Annotated in this window: 23 protein-coding genes; 14 read left to right on the forward strand and 9 right to left on the reverse strand. The window is 31.1% G+C overall.

The window, feature by feature from the left end:
• Nucleotides 1–984, forward strand: coding sequence for an MnmA/TRMU family protein (locus FBF21_RS08480; RefSeq protein WP_002870202.1), 984 nt, complete (start codon nt 1–3; stop codon nt 982–984).
• Between the two features lie 85 nt (nt 985–1,069).
• Here FBF21_RS08480 and aroC read toward each other — a convergent pair whose 3' ends face one another.
• Genes aroC through FBF21_RS08500 form a run of 4 tightly spaced genes read right to left on the reverse strand, consistent with a single transcriptional unit; the run spans nt 1,070 to nt 4,232 of the window.
• Nucleotides 1,070–2,158: a chorismate synthase gene (gene aroC / locus FBF21_RS08485; protein ID WP_002870201.1), complete on the reverse strand. Its 1,089-nt coding sequence runs from the start codon at nt 2,156–2,158 to the stop codon at nt 1,070–1,072.
• Entirely contained in the window at nt 2,158–2,832 is a 675-nt protein-coding gene (gene rnc / locus FBF21_RS08490) for a ribonuclease III (protein WP_002851153.1), read from the reverse strand. The genes aroC and rnc overlap by 1 nt, the downstream gene beginning before the upstream one ends.
• The gene (gene rnhA, locus FBF21_RS08495) at nt 2,819–3,259 is read right to left on the reverse strand and encodes a ribonuclease HI (protein WP_002851277.1); all 441 of its coding nucleotides are present in this window, start codon (nt 3,257–3,259) and stop codon (nt 2,819–2,821) included. Before rnhA ends, rnc begins: the two co-directional genes overlap by 14 nt.
• Complete coding sequence (locus tag FBF21_RS08500; protein ID WP_002870200.1) at nt 3,246–4,232, reverse strand: CDC27 family protein; 987 nt, start codon at nt 4,230–4,232, stop codon at nt 3,246–3,248. Before FBF21_RS08500 ends, rnhA begins: the two co-directional genes overlap by 14 nt.
• Nucleotides 4,233–4,301: 69 nt before the next feature.
• Between FBF21_RS08500 and dnaG the strand changes: the two genes are divergently transcribed.
• From dnaG to FBF21_RS08565, 13 genes are all read left to right on the forward strand, one after another.
• Nucleotides 4,302–6,119 (forward strand): DNA primase, encoded by a 1,818-nt coding sequence (gene dnaG / locus FBF21_RS08505; RefSeq protein WP_002870199.1) that lies wholly within the window; start codon nt 4,302–4,304, stop codon nt 6,117–6,119.
• Nucleotides 6,120–6,200: 81 nt separating this feature from the next.
• Complete coding sequence (locus FBF21_RS08510) at nt 6,201–6,473, forward strand: NifU family protein (RefSeq protein ID WP_002858971.1); 273 nt, start codon at nt 6,201–6,203, stop codon at nt 6,471–6,473.
• Nucleotides 6,460–7,023: a hypothetical protein gene (locus FBF21_RS08515; RefSeq protein ID WP_002914268.1), complete on the forward strand. Its 564-nt coding sequence runs from the start codon at nt 6,460–6,462 to the stop codon at nt 7,021–7,023. The genes FBF21_RS08510 and FBF21_RS08515 overlap by 14 nt, the downstream gene beginning before the upstream one ends.
• Nucleotides 7,007–8,290: a UDP-N-acetylmuramoyl-L-alanyl-D-glutamate--2,6-diaminopimelate ligase gene (locus FBF21_RS08520; RefSeq protein WP_002870245.1), complete on the forward strand. Its 1,284-nt coding sequence runs from the start codon at nt 7,007–7,009 to the stop codon at nt 8,288–8,290. Before FBF21_RS08515 ends, FBF21_RS08520 begins: the two co-directional genes overlap by 17 nt.
• Nucleotides 8,291–8,293: 3 nt before the next feature.
• Nucleotides 8,294–8,605 (forward strand): YbaB/EbfC family nucleoid-associated protein, encoded by a 312-nt coding sequence (locus FBF21_RS08525; RefSeq protein WP_002870244.1) that lies wholly within the window; start codon nt 8,294–8,296, stop codon nt 8,603–8,605.
• Nucleotides 8,602–9,696 carry a PDZ domain-containing protein gene (locus tag FBF21_RS08530; RefSeq protein ID WP_002870243.1) on the forward strand — a complete coding sequence of 365 codons (1,095 nt, stop codon included), beginning with the start codon at nt 8,602–8,604 and terminating at the stop codon, nt 9,694–9,696. Before FBF21_RS08525 ends, FBF21_RS08530 begins: the two co-directional genes overlap by 4 nt.
• Complete coding sequence (locus FBF21_RS08535) at nt 9,693–10,538, forward strand: polyprenyl synthetase family protein (RefSeq protein ID WP_002851379.1); 846 nt, start codon at nt 9,693–9,695, stop codon at nt 10,536–10,538. Before FBF21_RS08530 ends, FBF21_RS08535 begins: the two co-directional genes overlap by 4 nt.
• Before the next feature lie 9 nt (nt 10,539–10,547).
• The gene (tkt, locus tag FBF21_RS08540; RefSeq protein WP_002870242.1) at nt 10,548–12,446 is read left to right on the forward strand and encodes a transketolase; all 1,899 of its coding nucleotides are present in this window, start codon (nt 10,548–10,550) and stop codon (nt 12,444–12,446) included.
• Between the two features lies 1 nt (nt 12,447).
• Nucleotides 12,448–13,557 carry an MlaE family lipid ABC transporter permease subunit gene (locus FBF21_RS08545; protein ID WP_002867544.1) on the forward strand — a complete coding sequence of 370 codons (1,110 nt, stop codon included), beginning with the start codon at nt 12,448–12,450 and terminating at the stop codon, nt 13,555–13,557.
• Entirely contained in the window at nt 13,558–14,280 is a 723-nt protein-coding gene (locus tag FBF21_RS08550; protein ID WP_002860093.1) for an ATP-binding cassette domain-containing protein, read from the forward strand.
• 2 nt (nt 14,281–14,282) lie between these two features.
• Nucleotides 14,283–15,173 carry an MlaD family protein gene (locus FBF21_RS08555; protein ID WP_002860094.1) on the forward strand — a complete coding sequence of 297 codons (891 nt, stop codon included), beginning with the start codon at nt 14,283–14,285 and terminating at the stop codon, nt 15,171–15,173.
• Nucleotides 15,173–15,772, forward strand: a complete 600-nt coding sequence (locus FBF21_RS08560; protein WP_002870109.1) for an ABC-type transport auxiliary lipoprotein family protein — start codon at nt 15,173–15,175, stop codon at nt 15,770–15,772. Before FBF21_RS08555 ends, FBF21_RS08560 begins: the two co-directional genes overlap by 1 nt.
• 55 nt (nt 15,773–15,827) lie before the next feature.
• On the forward strand, nt 15,828–16,328 hold the full coding sequence (locus FBF21_RS08565; protein WP_002858979.1) for a flagellar FLiS export co-chaperone: 501 nt from the start codon (nt 15,828–15,830) through the stop codon (nt 16,326–16,328).
• Between the two features lie 368 nt (nt 16,329–16,696).
• On the opposite strand, the gene map is transcribed toward FBF21_RS08565, so the two are convergent.
• Genes map through nhaA (FBF21_RS08590) form a run of 5 tightly spaced genes read right to left on the reverse strand, consistent with a single transcriptional unit; the run spans nt 16,697 to nt 20,991 of the window.
• Nucleotides 16,697–17,455 carry a type I methionyl aminopeptidase gene (map, locus tag FBF21_RS08570; RefSeq protein ID WP_002870108.1) on the reverse strand — a complete coding sequence of 253 codons (759 nt, stop codon included), beginning with the start codon at nt 17,453–17,455 and terminating at the stop codon, nt 16,697–16,699.
• A 9-nt stretch (nt 17,456–17,464) separates the two neighbouring features.
• A complete protein-coding gene (murI, locus tag FBF21_RS08575; RefSeq protein WP_002870107.1) occupies nt 17,465–18,208 on the reverse strand; it encodes a glutamate racemase in 744 nt (247 codons plus the stop codon).
• A gap of 1 nt (nt 18,209) precedes the next feature.
• Nucleotides 18,210–18,668, reverse strand: a complete 459-nt coding sequence (locus FBF21_RS08580) for a C40 family peptidase (protein WP_002826385.1) — start codon at nt 18,666–18,668, stop codon at nt 18,210–18,212.
• Between the two features lie 8 nt (nt 18,669–18,676).
• On the reverse strand, nt 18,677–19,846 hold the full coding sequence (nhaA, locus tag FBF21_RS08585) for a Na+/H+ antiporter NhaA (RefSeq protein ID WP_002870105.1): 1,170 nt from the start codon (nt 19,844–19,846) through the stop codon (nt 18,677–18,679).
• On the reverse strand, nt 19,843–20,991 hold the full coding sequence (nhaA, locus tag FBF21_RS08590; protein ID WP_002787585.1) for a Na+/H+ antiporter NhaA: 1,149 nt from the start codon (nt 20,989–20,991) through the stop codon (nt 19,843–19,845). Before nhaA (FBF21_RS08590) ends, nhaA (FBF21_RS08585) begins: the two co-directional genes overlap by 4 nt.
• Nucleotides 20,992–21,044: the final 53 nt, after the last annotated feature.

Below are 21,044 nucleotides of genomic sequence, written 5' to 3' on the forward strand. Positions count from 1 at the left end.
ATGAAAGCATTAGCTCTTTTTAGCGGTGGGCTTGATAGTATGCTTGCAATGAAACTCATCACTGCACAAGGCATAGAAGTTAAAGCTCTAAATATCAACATAGGTTTTGGAAGTACAAGCGATAAAAGCGAAATCATGAAAAAGCGTGCAGCGATGGTAAGTGCGGATTTTGAAATGATAGATGTAAGAAATTCCTATCTTCAAGAAGTGCTTTTTAATCCACAATATGGCTATGGCAAACATTTTAATCCTTGTATAGATTGTCATGCTTTTATGTTTAAAACTGCTCTTGCTATGTTAAAAGAAGAAAATGCAAGTTTTATCATCACAGGAGAAGTTTTAGGACAACGCCCTATGAGTCAAAGAAGTGATGCAATGGCAAAGGTTAAAAAACTTGCTCTTGATGAAGAAGATTTAATCTTGCGTCCTATGTGCGCAAAAAACCTACCTCTAACCAAACCTGAAAGAGAAGGTTGGGTAGATAGAGAAAAACTCGAAGGTATTAGCGGAAGAAGTCGTAAAAGACAACTTGAACTTGCAGCTAAATTTGGATTAGAAGACTTTGAAAGCCCAGGTGGAGGTTGTTTGCTAACTCTTGATAGTTTTGCTAAAAAAATTCGAGATTTCATAGAATTTGACAAAGATATGCAGGTTAATGACGCACAACTTTTAAAATATGGTCGTCATTTAAGATTACCCAATGGAGCTAAAATGATCATAGGTAGAAATGAACTTGAAAATACTCTTTTAAAAGGTTTAAAAACTCCTAAATATGAAGTAATAGAACTTGGAGATTTAATCGGAGCTTACTCTTTGGTAGATGAAAAAATTTCAGAAAAAGACTTAGAACTTGCCTTAAAAATAGCCCTTACCTATACTAAACACGAAGCAGGAAAAAGCTATGAACTTAAATTTAAAAATCAAGCTTATACAAGCATAGCTTTTGAAAATAAGGCTGATATTAATCAATTTTTTATTAGTTAAAGTATAAAGTATTTAGCAAAACAAGCGATATAGTATTTGAATCTTTTCAAAATATTGCAATCAAGCCCATGAAAATGGGCTTTTTTTATTTTAATCCATAGGCATTTTTTAAATTGTTTAAATTCGCACTCGCATTCAAAAGCAAACAATCAGCCAAAACTAAACGCACCATAGCACTAGCTACAACACTTCCTCTAACACCTACACAAGGATCATGCCTACCTTTGAGTTCAAATTCCAAATTATTGCCAAATTTATCTATACTTTCTTGCTTGGAAAAAATAGAAGGAGTAGGTTTAAAATAAGTTTTTAAAATAAGATTTTCTCCATTTGAAATTCCTCCTAAAATTCCTCCGCTATGATTGCTTAAAAACTTGCCATCTTTTAAAGCATCATTATTACACGATCCGCGCATTTTGCTTGCATTAATACCTTCGCCTATTTCAACTGCTTTAACAGCATTAATTCCCATTAAAGCATGAGCTAATTTAGAGTCTAACTTATCATAAAGAACTTCTCCAAGTCCTATAAGCATACCACTAACTTTTGTAAAAACAGCAGCGCCTACGCTATCTTTTGAATTTCTAGCATTTAAAATTTCATTTTTAAAGTCACTTTCTAGTTTTGGATCAAGGCAAAAAATTTCACTTTTCTTAGCAAATTCAAAATCAAATTCTTTTTCTTTCAAATTTGATACAAAAGTTCCTACCCCAAAAACACCACTTTGAACACAAATGCCAAATTCACGCAAAAGCATCGCTGCAACTGCACCACCAGCCACTCTAGCAACACTTTCCCTAGCACTTGATCTACCCCCACCCCTATGATCTCTTATGCCATATTTATAAAAATAAGTAAAATCCGCATGAGCAGGACGAAATAGATCTTTTAAATTATCATAATCCTTAGAATGGGCATTTTCATTAAAAACCACTATAGCTATGGGATGACCCGTTGTATATCCTTCAAAAACCCCGCTTAAAACCTGAGCTTTATCGCTTTCTTTTCTTGGTGTTGCAAATTTACTTCCGCCTTTGCGTTTATCAAGCTCATTTTGCAAAAATTCTTCATCAAATTTAACTCCAGCAGGTATTCCATCAATAATACATCCAACAGCCACACCATGAGACTCACCAAAACTTGTAAATTTCAATCTCGTACCAAAGGTATTCACTATAAAGCTCCTAATTTCTCAAGTGCAATTTTTGCTGCCATTTGCTGTGCTTCTTTTTTGCTTCCTGCAATAGCTCTTGCAAGTTCTTTACCATCAAGCATTAAAGCAATTTCAAATTGCTTTAAATGATCAGGGCCAAAAGCACGCACTGTTTCATACTGCGGAGTTTGTCCGATTTTTCCCTGTGTAATCTCTTGTAATTTTGTTTTATAATCTTTTATAAGAATTTTTGCATCAATTTGAGGGAAATTTTTTTCTATAAGCCTTAAAGCAATAGTTTTTGCAAACTCGAACCCAGCTTCTAAATGTATAGCACCTATAATGGCTTCTAACGCATCTGAAAGTATAGAAGGCTTTTCTTTTCCTCCATTGTTTTCCTCAGCAACACTCATAAGAATAAAATCGCCCAAATTTAAACTATTTGCAATTTTTGCAAAAGACTTTTCATTCACTAAAGCTGCTCTAAGCTTAGATAAATCTCCTTCGGCATCTTTGGCGAATTTATGAAAAAGGTATTCACCTACAACTAAATCAAGCACGGCATCACCTAAAAATTCCAAGCGTTCGTTGTTGTAAGATTTTTTAAAACTTTTATGGGTTAAAGCATGTATAAGAAGATTTTTATCTTTAAATTCATAAGTTAAACTCTGCTCTAGCTTTTCAATGTTTTTCATCATTTTCCCTTGCAATTTTCAAAGCAGCTTCACGCGCCAATGTATCACACCTTTCATTTTCCAAATGTCCATTATGTGCTTTTACCCAAAAAGCCTTAATCTTATGAGATTTTGCCACTTTAATATATTCCTTCCATAAATCTATATTTTTTTTACCTTTAAAATCCTTTTTTATCCATCCTTCTAGCCATTCATTAATACTTTGAACCATTAGGTTAGAATCTGTAAAAAGCGAAATTTCACAAGGCTCTTTTAAAGCCTTCAAAGATTCAATAATTGCCATTAGCTCCATTCTATTGTTAGTGGTATTAGCCTCAGCTCCAAAACCTTCCTTTTGATACTCCTTATAACGCAAAATATAAGCCCATCCGCCAAAACCTGGATTATTAAGACATGAGCCATCTGTATAAATTTCAATGTGTTTCATTGTTTTTCACTTCATAAATAATTTTACAAGTATTAAACTCATAACAAACAGGACAGTGATAAAAAAACAAAGGCATAACATTTTTACACTCAGAACAACGGTATGAAAATTCTAACCCCGCATTAAAAGAATTATCTTTTAAAATTTTTAACATTTTAAAATTAGAATTTTTAAAAACAAACTGATGCGTATCATCATGCTTTGAAATTTTACCCAAAGCATAAAAGAATTCTAAAAAATCTTGATTTTCTAAATTAAACGCTTCATTTTCTCTATAAAGCAAATCACAAATATCAAAAAAATTTTGCCCTAAAAACATATGATATTTTTCAAAAACTAAACGCCCTAACATAGGATTATCTTCTATTTTAAATTCTAAAAGTTTTTTCTTTTTTTCTTCATCAGTGATATTAAAAGTACAAAGTTCTAAAGCTTTGATAAAATCATGCTCTTTTTGCACATCTTCATTAAGCTCAAAAAGACATTCTAAAAGTTCTAAATTTTCTTTATAAGAACGAAGTTTTAAATAAACAATTTTTAAAAGTTTTAAGGCTTGTATATTTCTTGGACGCAGTTTTAAAGCTTGTAATAAAACTTCTTTTGCACGCTCTAAAAATCCTGCTTTAAAATAAACTTTTGCTAAAGAAAGGAAAATAAATTCTCTTTCTTGTTTATCTTTACATTTTTCAAGAGCAATCAAATAAATTTGAGTTGCTTTTTCAAATTCCCCACTTTTGGTAAAAATTTCGGCCAAAAAACTTAAATTTCCAAAACTCAAGCTACTATTTCTTAACAACTCTTTATGAGCGTTATCCATTTCAAATTTTTTTATAAATTTTTCAAGCTTTTGTTCTTCATCTTTGTTAGCAAATATTTTCCAAATATAATTTGCAACAGCTACAACAAATACTAAAATGGTTAAAATTATAAGCCCTACTAAAGGGTCTCTGTATTCTACAAAGAAAAAATCCATAGTCTCGCTCTAAAAATTTTATGCCAAATTATAGCCAAATCTTTGTATAATTTTAACAAGGTTTGTAAAATGATAACTAAAGAAAGTATAGAAAATTTATCCCAAAGACTTAATATTGTTGATATTATAGAAAATTATATTGAAGTAAAAAAACAAGGCTCTAGTTTTGTATGTATCTGTCCTTTTCATGCAGATAAAAACCCGTCTATGCATATCAATCCTATCAAAGGTTTTTATCATTGTTTTGCCTGCAAGGCTGGTGGAGATGCTTTTAAATTTGTAATGGATTATGAAAAATTAAGTTTTGCTGATGCAGTTGAAAAAGTTGCAAGCCTTAGTAATTTTACTTTGAGTTATACAAAAGAAAAACAAGAAAATAAAAAAGAGCTAAAGTCTATACTACCAAGCTTAAATGCGTATTTTAAAGATAATCTCAAACACCACAAAGAAGTTTTAACCTATCTTTACCAGAGAGCTTTAAATGACAAAGATATAGCCAAATTCGAATTAGGTTTTGCAGGAGCAAGTGAAGATAGTATAAGATTATTGCAAAATCAAAAAATTCCTTTAGAAGATGCTATGAGTGTTGGAGCTTTAAAAAAAGATGAAAATAATGAATTTTACGCAAGTTTTATATGGCGTATCACCTTTCCAATCTACGATCATAAAGACTTATTGGTAGGGTTTGGAGGGCGCACTTTAAATCCCAATGTACCGGCAAAGTATGTAAATTCACCCCAAAATATACTTTTTGATAAAAGTAGAATTTTTTATGCTTTTAACATCGCTAAAGAAAATATAGCCAAAAAAAAAGAAATAATAGTATGTGAAGGCTACATGGATGCAATAGCTTTTCACAAAGCAGGGTTTAACAATGCTGTAGCAGTTCTTGGAACAGCATTAACCGAACATCATCTACCCTTAATCCGCCGTTATGATGCAAAAGTGATTTTATGTTTTGACAATGATGAAGCAGGATTAAAAGCTGCGACACGATCTGCATTTTTATTAAGCACAAACAAAATAGACGGTAAAGTGGCAATTTTGCAAGGCGGAAAAGATCCTGCTGAGCTCGTAGCAAAAAATGAAAGCACAAAACTCCATAATATACTCGATGAAGGAATAGAGCTTGGTGAATTTTATATCAGACGCTTAATATCCACTCATTCCATAATTTCTGCTCTTGATAAACAAAAAGCTTTAGAAACTATACAAAAATTCACCTTTAATCTTGAACCTTTAGTGGCAAATTCTTACACTAGTCTAGTTTCAAATTTATTAAAAGTGGATGAAAAATTTATTGTCTTATCACAAAATTCAAAAAAAACCATACAAACCCCTTTAATTTCTCAAAATAAATACAATTTTCCTAAAGAAAAAATTCACATTGCAGAATTAGAACTTATAGCCTTTTTAAAACAGCATCCAGATATATGTAACGATTTTAAGCAAATTAGTGATAGTGTTTGTTTTAAACATAAGATTTTATTGGATAAAATTTTAGAAAAAAAAGGTTATGAAGATAGTGATATTAGAGAATTTGAAAGTAAAAATATTCGAAAAAATTTAAACTATAGCGAATTCTTGTTAGGTATTTGCAAGGTTAATTTAGCTTTTTTAAACAATGTAAAAATTAAAAATTCTACACTCGCATTAAAAAAACAACTTTTTACGCTTATTGATAAAAATTTAAATCTTTTAATTAAAAATTTAAATACCGAAGAATTAAATAATTTTTTAAAAGAATATTTAAGCTTCTTAAAATATGAAAAAAACGAAGAAATTCTGCAACAATCATTTAGAAACTTAAATGGAATTTTTGGTAACAAAAACTTTACAGCTTATGATTTAGGATTTAGCATACAAAATAATGACGAACCTTTTTAATTTATTTAAATTTCAAGCCTTAATTTACCTTTTTTTAAACACAATCACGCTAAAGTATATAAAAATTTTTAAGGATAAATTATGATGCCTTTTAGTGATGAAGAGCTTATAAATCCTGTTAAAGCAAGTTTAGAAAAGAGCTTGCCTATGCTTGAACGTGATGGCGGAGGGCTTGAATTTTTAGGAATTAAAAATGGGATCGTTTATGTCCATTTAATAGGAGCTTGTAAAGGCTGTGCATCGAGTGGAACAACGCTAAAATACGGTCTTGAAAGGCAACTTAAGATTGATATTCATCCGGAAATCACTATAATCAATTTAAACGGCGGAGCAGACGAATTTGCAAAATTATAAAAAACTTGGAATTGAACATTTTTACAAGAAAGATTTTAAAACTGCAAAAATGTATTTTTCTATGGCTTATGAAAAACGCAAAAATAAACGCTTGCTAAATTTTATCTGCCTTTGTGATCTTGCTTTAAAATCTCCTAAAGAAGCTTCTTTACTTTTTGATTTTTATATAGAACATTACAAAATCTCTAGCATTGATAAAGACTTAGAAGAAATTTTAAGTACAATTGAATTTAAAAAACAGGAAAACAAACAGGAAAACAAACAGGAAAACGAATTTGAAGATGGGCATGCGTTAAATTATCAAGATTTTTTAAAAAGCGAAGAAGAACTTGGCTTTCAAAAAAGTTTTGAAAATATCATTAACAGCACTAAATTAGTTATTGATAATCGTGATGATTTTTTAGATTTTTTGGAAAAATTACTTGATAATGGCTATAAAGATATGACTTTAAATTACATAGAAAATGTTATGCCTCATTTTTGGGCAAATAATAGATTTATCAAACTCCAAGAAAAACTCATGGGATTTAAAAGTGAAATTAAAACTTGAAAATTCATTCATTACAGATAACACCTTAGAGTGTGAAAAAGAATGCTTTTTTTTGCAAACCACACAAAATGCTAAATTTCACGCTCAAGCCTTAGAAAAAGGTGCAAAAATCATTGATGTAAATGAGTGTAAAAAACTTTTAAAAATCGATGAAAAGATTCAAATCATAGGAATCACAGGAACCAATGGCAAAACCACAACCGCAGCAGCGATTTATTCTATCTTATTGGATTTAGGTTATAAGTGTGGGCTTTGTGGGACAAGAGGAGCTTTTATCAACGATGAACAAATCGATGAAAAATCCTTAACCACCTCCCCTATTCTTAAAACCTTAGAATACCTACAAATAGCCACTCAAAAAAAATGTGATTTTTTCATCATGGAAGTAAGCTCACACGCGCTCGTTCAAAACCGCATCGAAGGCTTAAATTTTGCTGCTAAAATTTTTACCAATATCACTCAAGATCATTTAGATTTTCACGGTACTTTTGAAAATTATAAAGAAGCAAAAGAACTTTTTTTTACCGATGAGAGTTTAAAATTTATCAACAAAGATGCTTTGGCTATTAAATTTAATGTGCGTAATGCTTTTACTTATGGCATAGAAAATCCTGCTTTATATCAAATCAAAGCTTATTCTTTAGAAGAAGGCATTAGTGCTATTGTAACAAATAAAAATCAAACTTTTCACATAGACTCGCCCTTGCTAGGACTTTTTAATCTTTACAATCTTCTAGTTGCTAGTGCTTGTGTGAATGAACTCGTAAAGCCTAATTTAAAAGACTTGGAAAAAGCTATCAGTGGATTTGGCGGGGTTTGTGGCAGGGTAGAACAAGTAGCAAAAGGTGTGATTGTAGATTTTGCTCATACGCCCGATGGCATTGAAAAAGTGCTTGACACTCTTAAAAATAAAAAACTCATCGTTGTTTTTGGAGCAGGTGGAGATAGAGATAAAACCAAACGCCCTTTAATGGGAAAAATCGTCGAACATTTTGCAAAAATTGCTATCATTACAAGTGACAATCCACGCAGCGAAGAACCAAAAACCATCATGGAAGAAATTTTATCAGGCTTTACTAAAAAAGAAAAAGTTTTAATGATAGAAGATAGAAAAGAAGCTATAAAAAGAGCTTTAGAACTAAAAGAAAATGACGATTTAGTCGTTATTTTAGGCAAAGGTGATGAAACTACTCAAGAAATTAAAGGGATAAAATATCCTTTTAGTGATAAAGTAGTTGTTAATGAAATTTTAAAAAATCAAGGATAATCAATGTTTGAAAATATGGATTTTTCTAAAATGGGAGAACTTTTAAATCAAGTTCAAGAAAAAGCAAAAAATATAGAACTAGAACTTGCAAATCGTGAATTTAGTGCCAAAAGTGGAGCAGGACTTGTTAAAATAAGTGCCAATGGAAAGGGTGAAATTATCGATGTTAGCATTGATGATTCTTTACTTGAAGATAAAGAATCCTTGCAAATTTTACTTATTTCTGCAATTAATGATGTTTTGGCTATGGTTGCACAAAATCGTTCAAGTATGGCGAATGATGTTTTAGGCGGTTTTGGAGGTATGAAATTATGAAAAAAATTTTAATTATTTGCATGCTTTTTACTTTGTCTTTTGGTATAGAAAGACCTAAATTTGAAGATTTTTTAGCAGGTTATGAAAGAAATAAGGCAAGCATGCTCAACTATGAAGGAATGCCAGCTTTTGCACTCAGTGAAAATTTACTTGCTGTGTTAAAACAGCCTAATGCTAAGCTTAACAAATATGTAAAATACGATCCATTTTTAAATTTATATCTTGTAAGAACTGACTTTAGCCTAATCCCTACTCCTATGGGTGATGAAGAAAAACTTACTCGTAATGATTGGGTTGGAATTTGGGATCCTAATAAACCTTATATAGGGCATATTAAGTATTTAGCTCAAAATATTGATGAAAAAGATCAACTTGATTTTAATTCTAAAATAGGACTTTTAGGGACTCCATGCTGTGAAATGATGGGGATTGCTTTAAATAATAGCTCTTTTATAGGCAATCGCTATTTAAAACATTTTATGAAATATAACGATGTTTATTGGGGGGATATTGGCGTTGATTTTGTTGTTCGAGAAAATAAAATTTATGTTAACAATGTAAGAAAAAATCCACAATTTTTAATCAACGATCAAGTTATAAGTGTTGATGGCTTGCCCGCCAATGATTTAAGAAAACTCAATGAAAAAATTCTTTTTGCAGATCGCGGAAGCACTCTTTATTTTCAAGTGTTGCGTGATAATATGGATTTAAATATTTCTACTGAAGTTTTTGCAAAAGATTTGAGCAAATTTAACCTTCCTGATTCTAAACCAAAACCAAAAATTACAAATTTCACAAGCAATCTTGGTTTAACGGTTAATACTAGTCTTGTTGTAACCAAAATAGATCCAAAATCAAAAGCATCAAATGCAGGATTTATGGTAGGAGATAAAATTTTACGCGTTAATAATATTATTTTAAATAATTTTAAAGAATTACAAAATATTTTAAGTGCTGGTAATGACTTTAGCATCTTAATTGAACGCAAAAGTACTAAATTACCTTTATCAAATTTCAACAATGAACTAGGCGGAAATGCCAACTCAGGTGGCGATGGTAAATTTCAATTTTTCATAAGGCTTACTAAGTGAATTTAAAAGAACTTTTTATCCATCACTTAGAAAAAAATCTACCTAAAGTTGAAAGCTTTCATCCTTTTTTTAATGAAGCTTTAGCACTTATGTTAAAAGCGGGGGGAAAGCATTTTCGCGCACAATTGCTTTTAAGCGTAGTACAAAGCAATAAACCTGAACTTTTAAATCAAGCTTTAGATGTGGCTTTAGCTTTAGAGTTTATCCATACTTATTCACTCATACACGATGATTTACCCGCTATGGATAATGCAGACTTTAGACGAGGAATTCCAACCTTACACAAAAGCTACGATGAAACTACAGCCATCTTAGTGGGTGATGCTTTAAATACTGAAGCTTTTTTAGTTCTAAGTCATGCTCATTTAAAAGATGAAATCAAAATCAAACTCATCAAAACCCTTGCCTTTAATGCAGGACTTAATGGAATGGTCATAGGACAAGCTATTGATTGTTTTTTTGAAGACAAAAGACTGAGTTTAAATGAACTTGAGTTTTTACACACACATAAAACCGCAAGATTAATCGCTGCAGCTTTAAAAATGGGTTGTGAAATTTGCGAACTTAACAACGAAGAAAGCAATCAAATTTACAAACTTGGTTTAAAACTAGGACTGATTTTTCAAATCAATGATGATATTATCGATGTAACCACAAGTCAAGAACAAAGCGGAAAGCCTACTAACAACGATATTCATAAAAATTCTTTTGTCAATTTACTTGGACTTGAACAAGCCATAAAAACAAAAGAAAATCTTCTTAGTGAATGCGAACAAGACTTAGAAAAACTTAATGAAAAACTCGCACAAATGATACAAAATTTAATAATTCAATACTTATAAAGGCAAAAAATGGACATTCAAATTTTACAAGAACAGGCAAATACTCTAAGATTTTTAAGTGCTGATATGGTGCAAAAAGCAAACTCAGGACACCCAGGTGCACCTTTGGGTTTAGCAGATATTTTAAGTGTTTTAAGTTATCATTTAAAACACAATCCTAAAAATCCCACTTGGCTAAACCGCGATAGACTTGTATTTTCAGGCGGACATGCAAGTGCTTTGCTTTATAGTTTTTTACATTTAAGCGGCTATGACTTAAGCTTAGAAGATCTTAAAAATTTCCGCCAACTTCATTCTAAAACCCCTGGACACCCTGAAATTTCAACTCTTGGAGTAGAAATCGCTACAGGCCCTTTAGGACAAGGCGTTGCCAATGCTGTAGGCTTTGCTATGGCAGCAAAAAAAGCACAAAATTTGCTAGGCAGTGATTTAATCGATCATAAAATTTATTGTCTTTGCGGAGATGGGGATTTACAAGAAGGCATTTCTTATGAAGCTTGTTCTTTAGCAGGACTTCACAAACTTGATAACTTCATACTTATTTATGATAGCAACAATATCTCCATAGAAGGCGATGTAGGTTTAGCCTTTAACGAAAATGTAAAAATGCGTTTTGAAGCACAAGGATTTGAAGTTTTAAGTATAAATGGACACGATTATGAAGAAATCAATAAAGCCTTAGAACAAGCTAAAAAATCCACAAAACCTTGTCTTATCATCGCAAAAACAACTATAGCAAAGGGTGCAGGAGAGCTTGAAGGCAGTCATAAAAGCCATGGCGCACCTTTGGGTGAAGAAGTGATTAAAAAAGCCAAAGAACAAGCAGGTTTTGATCCAAATATCAGTTTTCATATCCCACAAGCAAGCAAAATCTGCTTTGAAAGTGCTGTAGAACTTGGGGATTTAGAAGAAGCAAAATGGAAAGATAAGCTTGAAAAAAGTGCTAAAAAAGAACTTTTAGAAAGGCTATTAAATCCTGATTTTAACAAGATAGCTTATCCTGATTTTAAAGGAAAAGATCTTGCTACAAGAGATAGTAATGGTGAAATTTTAAATGTTTTAGCTAAAAATTTAGAAGGATTTTTAGGTGGAAGTGCAGACTTAGGCCCTTCGAATAAAACAGAACTTCACAGTATGGGAGACTTTGTAGAAGGTAAAAATATCCATTTTGGTATCAGAGAACACGCTATGGCAGCGATTAACAATGCTTTTGCAAGATATGGAATTTTCTTACCATTTTCGGCAACTTTTTTCATCTTTAGCGAGTACTTAAAACCTGCCGCAAGAATAGCAGCTCTAATGAAAATCAAACATTTTTTCATTTTCACACACGATAGCATAGGCGTGGGCGAAGATGGACCAACACACCAACCTATAGAACAACTTAGCACTTTTAGAGCTATGCCAAATTTTTTAACCTTTAGACCTGCTGATGGGGTGGAAAATGTCAAAGCTTGGCAAATAGCCCTAAATGCTGATATTCCGAGTGCTTTTCTGCTTTCACGCCAAAAACTCAAAGCTCTAAATGAACCTGTTTTTGGAGATGTAAAAAATGGAGCGTATTTACTCAAAGAAAGCAAAGAGGCTAAATTTACACTTTTAGCAAGTGGAAGTGAAGTTTGGCTTTGTTTAGAAAGTGCAAACGAACTTGAAAAACAAGGTTTTGCTTGTAATGTTGTTTCCATGCCTTGTTTTGAACTTTTTGAAAAACAAGATAAAGCTTATCAAGAAAGATTGTTAAAAGGTGAAGTTATAGGTGTTGAAGCAGCACATTCTAATGAACTTTATAAATTTTGCCATAAAGTGTATGGCATAGAAAGTTTTGGAGAAAGTGGCAAAGACAAAGATGTGTTTGAACACTTTGGATTTAGCGTTTCAAAGCTTGTAAATTTTATCCTTAGCAAATAAAATGAATACAAATTTCAAATTTCAAAATAACACTCTTTTTATCTTTGGAATTTGGGATAAAACAAGCATTTATAAGTTAAAAATAAAAGATTTTTTAGCTTTGATCCAAAGCAAGGAAGTGATTTTTGATTTTAAAGATCTAAAAGCAATCGATACCGCTGGAGTGAGATTTTTCCTTGCTTTGGAAAATGATCTTAAAGATAAAAATATTAAAATCACCAAAGAAGGCTTAAATTCACGCTTTCAAACCCTTTTTGAACTTTGTGAAAAAAACTACCAAAGACTAAGCAAAACAAAAAAATCACATAAAAATTTCAGTGAATACTTTATCGATCTTGGAAAATTAAGTTTAGAACTTTTAAAAATTTTAAGAAAATTCATCAATTTCACAGGAGCTTTTTTCACAAGTCTTTTTTTATGCCTTAAAAATCCTAAAAATTTTCGCTTTATTGCTTTTTTATATCATATAGAAAATTCTGCTTTTAAAGCTTTGCCTATAGTTATTTTAACCGCTCTTTTAGTAGGAGTGGTTTTAGCCTATCAGGCTGCTTATCAACTCGCACAATTTGGAGCCAATATTTTCATAGTGGATTTGATGGGAATTTCAGCCACTAGAGAACTTGCACCTTTAATCGCTGCCATAGTAATCGCAGGAAGAAGTGCAAGTTCTTATACCGCACAAATTGGAGTGATGAAAATTACTGATGAAATTGCAGCTATGAATACTATGGGTTTTCGTTCTTTTGAATTTATTATTATTCCACGTGTCATGGCTTTGATAGTGGCTATGCCTTTAATCGTTGCCATTAGTGATGCGATCAGTATTATAGGTGGAATGATGGTTGCAAAATTAAATCTTGATATTTCTTTTGCCGAATTTTTAAGACGTTTTAGAGAGGCTGTAGATATAAAACATATCTTTATAGGACTTGCAAAAGCACCTATTTTTGGATTTTTAATAGGACTTATTGCTTGTTTTCGTGGTTTTGAGGTAAAAAACACTACACAAAGCATAGGAATTTATACAACAAAAAGCGTTGTAAATGCTATTTTTTGGGTGATAGCTTTTGATGCTTTATTCTCTGTTGTTTTAACTTCTGCAGGAATTTAAATGGTTATTAAAGCGCAAAATATCATTACAAAATTTGGAGAAAAAATTGTCCATGATGGCGTAAGTTTTGAAATCAAAAAAAACGAAATTTTTGGTATTTTAGGAGGTAGTGGAAGTGGAAAATCCGTCCTTTTAAAACAAATGCTTATGCTTGAACATTTTGATGGTGGAGAATATGAAATTTTAGGCTATAAACTTAAAAATATCAACGAAAAAGATGCACTTGCTTTGCGTAAAAAATGGGGTGTGGTTTTTCAGTTTGCTGCACTTTTTAGCTTTTTTAATGTTTATGAAAATATCGCCATTCCTTTAAAAGAATACACTCATTTAGATGAAAATAGCATACAAGAACTGGTTTTAATGAAGCTAAAAATGGTAGGCTTAAACGAAAGTGTTTTAAAACAATTTCCAAGCGAACTTAGTGGCGGTATGCAAAAAAGAGTGGCAATTGCTAGAGCTTTAGCACTTGATAGTAAATTGCTTTTTTTAGATGAACCTACTTCAGGACTTGACCCTCATAGTAGTCGTGAATTTGACGATTTGGTTTTAGAGTTAAAAAAAAGTTTTGATCTAAATATCATTTTGGTTACACATGATAAAGAAAGTATGAAAAATTTACTCGATCGCTTTATCATTTTAGAAAATAAAAAAGTTGGATTTTGCGGCACTTATGAAGAATTACGCTTGCAAAATGAACGACTTTTTAAAAGATTTATGGAGTAAAAGTGGAAAATAGAGCAAATTATTTTTTTGTAGGACTTTTTGTTTTTGGAGTATTTTTTGCAAGCCTTGGTTTCATACTTTGGCTTGGTGGATACTCTAAAGAAGAAAGTTTTAAGTATTATGAAATTCACACACAAGAATCCGTTGCAGGACTTGGCGTAAAAGCACCCGTAAGGCTTTTGGGCGTGGAAGTAGGTAGTGTAGAAGAAATTGGCATTTATAATCAAGATGAACTCGGCGTTAACATACGCATTAAGGTTAAAAATAACACCCCTATAAAAGAAGATACTTTTGCTACTTTGCAACTTCAAGGTATTACAGGACTTAAATTTGTCCAACTTCAAGGCGGAAGTAAAAATAGCAAAGATCTAGTATCTATCCACGGAAAACTTCCGGTCATTCCTTTTAAAGAAAGTTTTTTAGCGACCATAGACAGACAAAGTGAACATATTTTTTCTTTGGTTAAAACGGCCGATGATAAATCAAAAGAACTTTTAAGCGAAAAAAATCTTAAAAATCTAGAAATCCTTTTGCAAAATCTAGCAGAACTAAGTGCAAATTTAAACGCTAATTCTAAAAATTTAAGCCTTAATCTTTCAAACGCAAGTTTAAAAATAGGAAAAATGGCTGATAATATAAGCCTTAGTGCGCAAAATTTCAACTCCAGTCTTAAAGACATAAAAGAAAGCACAATGATTTTAAAAAATTTCATAAAAAAAGCTGATGAAAAATTAAACACTTATGATGATATTAAAGCATCTTTAATTCAAAATTTAGAGCTTTTTAAACGAGTTTTAATTGAAAGCAATATTCTAATAGAAAATTTACAAAACAGCCCTGCTGATTTGATTTTTAAAGAAACCAAACCTAAACTAGGACCAGGAGAAAAATAATGCTAAAGCAATTATTCTATATTTTGACTTTTATTTTTATATTATGCGGATGCTCTTTAAGACACGAAACCATCAATAAAAATGAAAATATCATATTAAAAGACGAAGGAATAGACTCAAATATTTTTTTTAAAAAAACCGGTAAAATTCTTAAAATTCGCAATGCAAATGCACCTTTGTATTTAAACTCGCGAGCTATTGTTTATATAGATAATGGTTTTAGCAACAAATACGCACATTATTTCTGGGGAGATTTGCCAAGCAATCTTTATTCTTTTTTAATTTTATCAAAATTTGAACAAAGCAATATTTTTACAACCTTACTTTCTTCAACAAGCTCTTTAAGTGCGGATTATGCTCTTGAAAGCAGGATTAACTCTTTTGAGCAAATTCTTAATAACAATGAAAACTACGCTCAAATTTCTATAAGCGTAAATTTCATAAATCTTGAAAACAATCAAATAATAGCTCATAAAATTTTCAATACCAAAGAAAAAATAGAAAAAAAAGATATCCGCTCTACTTATAATGCTTTTCAAAAAGCCTTGAATAAAATTGGCAATGAGATTATTTTTTGGGTAAATTCTAACTTATCCTAATTTAGGAACACTTTTTGCTTTTTAAATATTTAGCAATATTTTTGAAAGGTAAACAATGAAAAGTGATTTAGATATATTTAAAAAACACTTAGGTGAAATTCAGGGCGTGAATGAATTTAAAGCAAATCAAATTTGCTCTCAAATCAATGATGCAAATGATTTTATAGGAGCACTTCAAGTGCTTGATATGTCTTTAAAAAAAATAGAAAAAAGCATTCTAGAAAGAATAGATGAAAATTCAGATGATATGCAAAAAAGAACTCTTGATGCCACAGCGTCACAACTTATACAAAACTGCTCTTTCATGGGAACAGCTCTTTTTGGAAATATTTTCAATGTTTATGTTGGTAAAAAACTTTTTGAATTTGAAATTGCTAATCCACTTTTAATTCTTCAAACAAGTAATTACGGAGGTGTATTGGCCTATATACAAGATAAAAGAGATGAAATAAAAATCATTCTATCAGAATTAGCAACCGCAATTACCATGGGCGAAACTATGGATAATGCTGGAATTTATAACTCTACAATGGATTTTAAAAATTTATTTAAATAAGAATAGTAATCGTTTGTTCTCTTTAAGCAAATATAATATATTTTAGCTTAAAGAGATTTTCCAAACTCTAAAAGAGAGTTAGGCTACGAATAAAAAGGGGAGGGAAATAGCCTAACCCAAAAGAGATCTTAAAAGATCTCTTTAAACCAAAATACATATTTAGATAATTTAACAATTTTTATTAAATTATCTAAACCATATTTATGTTTTAGTTTAATACGATGTGACATTTTATTCTAAAAACACTTAATCTGCTATAAAAATATCATTTAGTAACTTAACTTATTAAAGAATATTACTACAATATTATTAAAAAATTTTAAATTTTTAGGATTTTAAGAAAAAAATATTATTTTTATAATTTAATATCATATCATAGAAAGAATTTCAGCACGCCCATTAATCACGGCAACACAATGTTCATAATGAGCCGCATTCAGCCCATCAATACTTCCAGCATCCCATTTTCCATTATAATGCTTTGGTGTTCCATCTTTTTGGCATATCATAGGCTCTATGCAAAACACCATTCCATTTTTAATTTTAGGGCCACTTTTTGCACTCGCACCTTTTTCTAAATAGTTTAAAATTTCAGGCTCTCCATGGGGCTTTCGTCCTATACCATGCCCGCAATATCCACGAAGCGGGACAAAACCTCTTGCATGGATAAATTCGCCTAAAGCAGCTGAAAGTTCCTTAAAACGCATTCCATCACGAATAATATCTATAGCATGATATAACGCGTCTTTAGCACAAGAGATTAAAGCTTTATCAGCGGGTGAAACTTCTCCTATAGCAATAGTTCTTGCTGCATCCCCATAATACCCATCAATCAAACTTCCCACATCAAGACCTAAAATATCACCCTCTTTGATAATTTTATCATCTGGAATTCCATGGATACAAACTTGATTTAAAGATGTGCAAATGGCACCTGGAAAACTATAAAGTCCCTTAAATGATGGCTTGGCGCCAAGGCTTAAAATATAATCTTCTGCCATTTTATCGATTTGTTTTAAGCTCATTCCTATTTTAATTTCATTCTCTAAAAAATTTAAAGTTTTTGCTACAATTTGATTTGCTATTCTTAATTTTTCTATTTCATCTGGTTTTTTCAATTCTATCATTTTATTTCCTTATAAATTTAGCCAAATGTTAGCAGTATTTTTTAAAGATTCAACATCGCTTGAAGCATAAAAATGTAATTTTGCTTTATGATTTTTCAAATCTATATTTTCTCTTTCTTTAAGAAATTCAACTATAGCATCTCCTGAATGAATTAATTTTGTTTTATCACCAAAATACTTACTTAAAGAACGACCTAGTAAAGGGAAATGAGTGCAAGCGAGTATCAAAGCATCTGGAGTTGTGATATTTTTAAAATAATACTCCATAGCACTTTGCAAAAAATCTCCTTCAAAAATACCTTCTTCAACCATAGGCACAAAAAGTCCTGTAGCTAAAGCATTTATATTTGTATATCCTTGGGATAATAAACGCTTTTGGTATTCTTCTGATTTAATGGTTGCTTTTGTTGCAATGACTAAAATTTCTTTATTTTTATCATGCAAAGCTTTTATCGTTGCTTCAACCCCTGCATCAATTACACCATATACTGGAAAATGTGCTTTTGTCCTTAAAGCATCTAAAGCATAAGCACTAGCAGTATTACATGCAATGATAAGCATATCAATTTGAAATTGTTCAAAAAATTCCAATGCTTCAAGACAGAACTTTATAATAGTATCTTTATCTTTTACTCCATAAGGAACTCTTGCGGTATCTCCATAATAGATAATTTCATCAAAAAGTCTAGCTTCATAAAGAGATTTTAAAACGCTAAGCCCCCCTACCCCGCTATCAAATACACCTATTTTCACTTTAATACCTTCTTGCTCCTATATAACGAGCCTTCCAATAAGAACTATTTAGCTCGACTTCTTTTACTCCACCTTTAGTAGATAAATGTATAAATTTTCCCTTGCTCATATAAATACCAACATGCATACCATTTGGCCCTCTACCTGTCTTAAAAAATACCAAATCTCCTGTTTGCAATTTTGATTTAGAAACTTTTCTTCCAGAACCTAATTGAGTTTTTGTAGTGCGAGGTATGCGTATATTAAGCTGAGCTAATGCGCTCTGTGTAAATCCTGAACAATCAGCACCTTTTTTACTAGTTCCACCTAAAACATAAGGGGTTTTTTTCCATTCATTTGCAATAACCTTGAGCCTTGCTTCTTTATTTGTGTTGTAACTAGGACGATAGTTTAGATTCTGATAAAAACTACATCCACTTATAAAAAATATAATCGTAATAATAAAAAAAATATGCCTCATCAATCCCCTTAAGATCGAGTAGTAAAGAATTTAAGATAAATAAAACCCCAAATCCCAGAACAAAATGAGGCTATAAGAATAGCTAAGTTATCTGCATAATTAAAAATATCACTAACTTCATACGCCAATCCATCAATAAACAAACTCATTGTAAAACCAATTCCTGTAAGTATGCAAACCCCATAAAGTTGTTTCAAATTTGAACCTTGGGGCAAAGCTGCAAATTTAAAGCGGATTGCCAAATAAGAAAACAAAAATACACCCACTTGTTTACCCACAAAAAGCCCCAAGAAAATACCTATACTTACACCTGAAAAAATTGCTCCTATATCGATATTGGATAAATTTACCCCAGCGTTAGCAAAAGCAAATAAAGGCAAGATAACAAAAGCGAGCCAAAATTTTAGACTTTCATAGATTTCTTCTAAAAATGCTTCTCCATTTTTAGTTTGCATCGGTATAAAAAATGCTGTTATGATTCCAGCTAAAGTTGCATGCACACCACTTTTTAAAACACTAATCCAAAGAATAACTGAGCAAATAAAATAAAAAGACTTTCTTGTTATTCCTAAAATATTTAAAACAAGCATTGCCAAAATAGCAATTCCTGCAACGACAAAAGCAGCTATTGATAATTTTGTCGTATAAAAAATAGCTATAATTAAAATAGCACCCACATCATCAAAAATAGCCAAAGAAAGTAAGAAAATTTTTAAACTTGATGGAATATGCTTGCCACACATCATTAAAATCGCTAAGGCAAACGCTGTATCTGTAGCTGTAGGTATAGCCCAACCTTTTAAAGTATAAGCATCTCCTATATTTACCAAAGCAAACAACATCGCAGGTATAAGTATACCCCCTAAAGCAGCCATAAAAGGTAAAACAATATTTTTAGGATTTTTAAAATCCCCATGCAAAAATTCCTTCTTAAGCTCAAGCCCTATAGCAAAGAAAAATATAGATATAAGCCCATCATTTATCCAAAGTAAAAAAGGCTTGTTAAGCTCAAATTCACCTACACTAAATCCGACTTTTAAATTTAGAAATTCTCGATAATGTTCGCTAAAAGACCCGTTTTGCACAAGCAAAGCAAGCAAAGTACAAACTATAAGTAAAACGCCGCCAAAAGCCTCATTTAAAACTAAAGTTTTTAATTTATGTACTATATTATTCATTTAACAATCTTAAGATAAATAAAACCAACAATGGCACTTAAAAAACTAGCTACTAAAATAGCAAGTTTATCCGCATATTCAAAAATATCACTATTTTTATAAGCCAAACCATCAATAAACAAGCTCATCGTAAAACCGATGCCTGTTAAAATACATATACCATAAAATTTTCCATATTTAATATTTTCAGGTAATTTTGCAAGTTTAAGTTTGATAGCAATAAAACAAAAAGTGAAAACACCTAATTGTTTTCCTAAAAATAGTCCTAAAATAATCCCAAGACTTACAGGAGAAAATACTGAACCAAGATGCATATCTCTAATATCAATTCCAGCATTGGCAAAAGCAAATAAAGGTAAAATAAAATAAACTACCCAAGGATTTAAATCCTTAAGAACTTCATGTAAATAAGGTTTTTTATTTTTTGTATCAAGAGGTATAAACAAAGAAATGATCACACCAGCCAAAGTTGCATGTACTCCACTTTTAAGCATAGCTATCCACAACACAACACCTACCAACACGTACAAAGAAAGATGGGTGATGTGATAATAATTTAACAAAAGCAGAGCAAATATACAAAACAAACAAATAATAATTGCTAAAGCTGAAAGCTGATCTGTATAAAACAAAGCAATAATAACAATAGCACCCAAATCATCAAAAATAGCTAAAGAGAGTAAAAAAAGTTTTAAACTTGTAGGAATTTTATTTCCCAAAAGCATTAAAATACCCACTGCAAAAGCTATATCAGTTGCTGTAGGTATTGCCCAACCTTTCATAGCAAAATCATGAGAATAATTAATAGCAATAAAAATTAAAGCCGGAGTAATCATACCCCCTAAAGCTCCGAATATAGGTAAAGATACAGCTCTTATATTTTTAAGTTGCCCACGTAAAATTTCATATTTTAACTCAAGCCCTATACATAGAAAAAATATAGCTATCAAACCATCATTTATCCATAAATCCAACGACTTTGAAATTTGAAAATGATCAAATCCTACTGTAAAATTAGCATGAAAAAAATCTGTATAAATAGCACTTAAAGAAGAATTTTTACATAATAAAGCTAAAAATGTAAAAAATATAAGCAAAATACCAGGGAAAGTTTCACTTAAAACCATCTTCTTTATCATTTGCATCCTTGCTCCTAAGTAAATATTTGTAAAAATTTAATACGATAAATAAAATGGTA

Source organism: Campylobacter sp. CFSAN093238 (assembly GCF_012898015.1).
Classification (GTDB): Bacteria; Campylobacterota; Campylobacteria; order Campylobacterales; family Campylobacteraceae; genus Campylobacter_D; species Campylobacter_D jejuni.

Bases quoted from the DNA above. Each gene is read 5' to 3' on its own strand.
- FBF21_RS08480 (WP_002870202.1), top strand. From the start codon at position 1: ATGAAAGCATTAGCTCTTTTTAGCGGTGGGCTTGATAGTATGCTTGCA.
- rnc (WP_002851153.1), bottom strand. From the start codon at position 2,832: ATGAAAAACATTGAAAAGCTAGAGCAGAGTTTAACTTATGAATTTAAA.
- rnhA (WP_002851277.1), bottom strand. From the start codon at position 3,259: ATGAAACACATTGAAATTTATACAGATGGCTCATGTCTTAATAATCCA.
- FBF21_RS08500 (WP_002870200.1), bottom strand. From the start codon at position 4,232: ATGGATTTTTTCTTTGTAGAATACAGAGACCCTTTAGTAGGGCTTATA.
- dnaG (WP_002870199.1), top strand. From the start codon at position 4,302: ATGATAACTAAAGAAAGTATAGAAAATTTATCCCAAAGACTTAATATT.
- FBF21_RS08510 (WP_002858971.1), top strand. From the start codon at position 6,201: ATGATGCCTTTTAGTGATGAAGAGCTTATAAATCCTGTTAAAGCAAGT.
- FBF21_RS08525 (WP_002870244.1), top strand. From the start codon at position 8,294: ATGTTTGAAAATATGGATTTTTCTAAAATGGGAGAACTTTTAAATCAA.
- FBF21_RS08530 (WP_002870243.1), top strand. From the start codon at position 8,602: ATGAAAAAAATTTTAATTATTTGCATGCTTTTTACTTTGTCTTTTGGT.
- tkt (WP_002870242.1), top strand. From the start codon at position 10,548: ATGGACATTCAAATTTTACAAGAACAGGCAAATACTCTAAGATTTTTA.
- FBF21_RS08545 (WP_002867544.1), top strand. From the start codon at position 12,448: ATGAATACAAATTTCAAATTTCAAAATAACACTCTTTTTATCTTTGGA.
- FBF21_RS08550 (WP_002860093.1), top strand. From the start codon at position 13,558: ATGGTTATTAAAGCGCAAAATATCATTACAAAATTTGGAGAAAAAATT.
- FBF21_RS08560 (WP_002870109.1), top strand. From the start codon at position 15,173: ATGCTAAAGCAATTATTCTATATTTTGACTTTTATTTTTATATTATGC.
- FBF21_RS08565 (WP_002858979.1), top strand. From the start codon at position 15,828: ATGAAAAGTGATTTAGATATATTTAAAAAACACTTAGGTGAAATTCAG.
- map (WP_002870108.1), bottom strand. From the start codon at position 17,455: ATGATAGAATTGAAAAAACCAGATGAAATAGAAAAATTAAGAATAGCA.
- FBF21_RS08580 (WP_002826385.1), bottom strand. From the start codon at position 18,668: ATGAGGCATATTTTTTTTATTATTACGATTATATTTTTTATAAGTGGA.
- nhaA (WP_002870105.1), bottom strand. From the start codon at position 19,846: ATGAATAATATAGTACATAAATTAAAAACTTTAGTTTTAAATGAGGCT.
- nhaA (WP_002787585.1), bottom strand. From the start codon at position 20,991: ATGCAAATGATAAAGAAGATGGTTTTAAGTGAAACTTTCCCTGGTATT.